This is a genomic window from Actinoplanes sp. ATCC 53533 (assembly GCF_003947245.1).
On sequence record NZ_QHHV01000407.1, the window covers coordinates 1 to 2,840 of the forward strand.

At 69.6% G+C, this 2,840-nt stretch carries 2 protein-coding genes and 1 pseudogene; all 3 read left to right on the forward strand.

All coding sequences use genetic code 11. The features are described 5' to 3' along the window. Positions 1 to 127: pseudogene (locus tag DMB66_RS58380) on the forward strand (pyruvate dehydrogenase (acetyl-transferring) E1 component subunit alpha); the annotation flags it as partial. Then, on the forward strand, positions 124 to 1,107 hold the full coding sequence (locus DMB66_RS58385) for an alpha-ketoacid dehydrogenase subunit beta (protein ID WP_125812542.1): 984 nt from the start codon (positions 124 to 126) through the stop codon (positions 1,105 to 1,107). The pseudogene DMB66_RS58380 and the gene DMB66_RS58385, both read left to right, overlap by 4 nt. Positions 1,108 to 1,112: 5 nt before the next feature. Then, a complete protein-coding gene (locus DMB66_RS58390; RefSeq protein WP_125812541.1) occupies positions 1,113 to 2,573 on the forward strand; it encodes a dihydrolipoamide acetyltransferase family protein in 1,461 nt (486 codons plus the stop codon). Positions 2,574 to 2,840 lie beyond the last annotated feature (267 nt).

The window sequence follows — 2,840 nt, forward strand, 5'->3', positions numbered from 1 at the left end:
GGCCATGCCGGACCCGCAGCCGGTCACCATGTTCGACCACGTCTACCCGAACGGCTCGCCCGAGCTCGACCAGCAGCGCGCACAGTTCGCCGCCTACGAGGCCTCGTTCGAAGGGAGCGCCCACTGATGAGCGAGACACTCACCCTCGGCAAGGCCCTGAACCACGGCCTGCGCCGCGCGCTGGAGAACGACCCCAAGGTCGTCATCATGGGCGAGGACGTCGGCAAGCTCGGCGGCGTCTTCCGGATCACCGACGGCCTGCAGAAGGACTTCGGCGAGAACCGGGTCATCGACACCCCGCTGGCCGAGGCCGGCATCATCGGCACCGCGGTCGGCCTGGCCATCCGCGGCTACCGGCCGGTCTGCGAGATCCAGTTCGACGGGTTCGTCTTCCCGGCGTACAACCAGATCGTCGCCCAGGTGGCGAAGATGCACTACCGGTCGCTGGGCAACGTCACGCTGCCGATCGTCATCCGGATCCCGTACGGCGGCGGCATCGGCGCGGTCGAGCACCACTCCGAGTCGCCCGAGGCGTACTTCGCGCACACCCCCGGCCTCAAGGTCGTGACCTGCTCGAACCCGGCCGACGCGTACGGGATGATCCAGCAGGCGATCATATCCGACGACCCGATCGTCTTCTTCGAGCCGAAGCGCCGCTACTGGGAGAAGGGCGCGGTCGAGCTCGACGCGCCCGCGACCTTCCCGCTGCACGCGTCCCGGGTCGTCCGCGAGGGTGCGGACGCCACGGTGATCGCGTACGGCCCGATGGTCCGCACCGCCCTGGACGCGGCGCAGGCCGCGGCCGAGGACGGCCGCGACCTCGAGGTCATCGACCTGCGCACGCTCTCCCCGCTGGACCTAGGCCCGGTCTACGCCTCCGTCCGCAAGACCGGCCGGGCCGTGGTCGTGCACGAGGCCCCCGGCAACCTCGGCATGGGCGCCGAGATCGCCGCCCGGATCACCGAGGAGTGCTTCTACTCCCTGGAGGCGCCGGTGCTGCGGGTGACGGGCTTCGACGTGCCCTACCCGGCCGCCCGCGTCGAAGAGGAATACCTGCCCGACCTGGACCGGGTGCTGGACGCCGTCGACCGTTCGTTCGGCTGGTGACGCCGATGTCCCGGATCAAGGAATTCACCCTGCCCGACCTCGGCGAGGGCCTGACCGAGGGCGAGATCCTCGCCTGGCTGGTCAAGGTGGGCGACACGATCGAGCTGAACCAGCCGATCGTCGAGGTCGAGACCGCGAAGGCGGCGGTCGAGATCCCGGCCAAGTGGGGCGGGGTCGTCACCCGCATCTTTCACGAGGCGGGCACGACGGTGGAGGTCGGTGCGCCGATCATCTCGATCGACACCGACCCCGGCGCCGGACCGGTCCCGTCCGCGGAATCACTCGCGGCGGTCGCTGTCGCGCCCGAAGAGGGCGCGGTCGAGCCCGGCATGATTGGTGGTCCGGCTCCGGGCGGCCGCACGGCCGTGCTGGTCGGTTACGGCCCGAAAACCGCAATCGCCAAACGCCGACCCCGCATCGGTACGCCCACCGGGACGACAACCGCAGCACCTGCTCCGATCGCGCCGGCCGCTCCGGGCGTCGTCCAGGCCGGTTCCGCGCCGGCTCAGGCGGCAGCCGGTCCCGTCGCTTCGGCGGCGCCGGCTCGGGCTGATGTGGCCGGGCCGGTTCTGGCCAAGCCGCCGGTGCGCAAGCTGGCCCGCGATCTCGGGGTCGATCTGACCACGGTCGCCGGCACCGGCCCGCACGGCTCGATCACCCGGGACGACCTCCAGAAAGCGGCTGCGGCACCCACCGAGACGCCCGTCACTGAGACGGTCGCCACTCGGGCAGCCGCCCCGTCCGCCGCCGTGTTCGACGCCTCGCGGGAGCAGCGCATCCCGATCAAGGGCGTGCGCAAGCTCACGGCCGAGCACATGGTCGCGTCGGCGTTCACCGCGCCGCACGTGACCGAGTTCCTGACCGTGGACGTCACCAGGACGATGAAGTCGCTGGAGCGGCTGAAGGCCCGGCCCGAGTTCCGCGACGTGCGGATCTCGCCGCTGCTGTTCGTGGCGAAGGCGGTGCTGCTGGCCGCCAGGCGGCACCCGATGGTCAACTCGACCTGGTCCGGCGCGACGAACGAGATCGTCATCAAGGACTACGTCAACCTGGGCATCGCGGCGGCGACGGAACGCGGCCTGATCGTGCCCAACATCAAGGATGCGGGCCGCCTGACGCTGCGCGAACTGGCGGACGCATTGACCGCCCTCGTGCAAACCGCTAAGTCGGGAAAGACCCCGCCGTCCGACATGTCGGGCGGAACCTTCTCGATCACCAACGTGGGGGTCTTCGGCATCGACACCGGCACGCCGATCCTGCCACCGGGAGAAGCGGCCATTCTGGCATTCGGGGCGATTCGCCCGACGCCGTGGGTCCACAAGGGAAAGATCAAGATCCGCCAGGTCACCACCCTCGGGCTCTCGTTCGACCACCGCATCATCGACGGCGAGTTGGGCTCGAAGTTCCTGCGCGACATCGGCGGCTTCCTCGCGGACCCGGAGGCGGCACTGCTCTCCTGGACCTGAGTTTCGTCGGCAAGCGGATTTCTCAACCTTCGATCCTTAGGCAGGTAAGCGGGATCACCATCCGATTCGTTGGCGGGTTGTGTTCCGGCGCGGTTAAATAGAACCAGCGCCGGAACACGGCACCGCAGACGAGGCCAGCATTGGCCCAGGGGAGTGAGCACCGCAATGAGCACCATCGAGCGCATCCGCAACCGCCGCATCGCCAAGCGTGACGCCCGCGCGATCGAACGCGCGTTGCAGTCGGCGCCGACGCAGTCCATGCGGAAC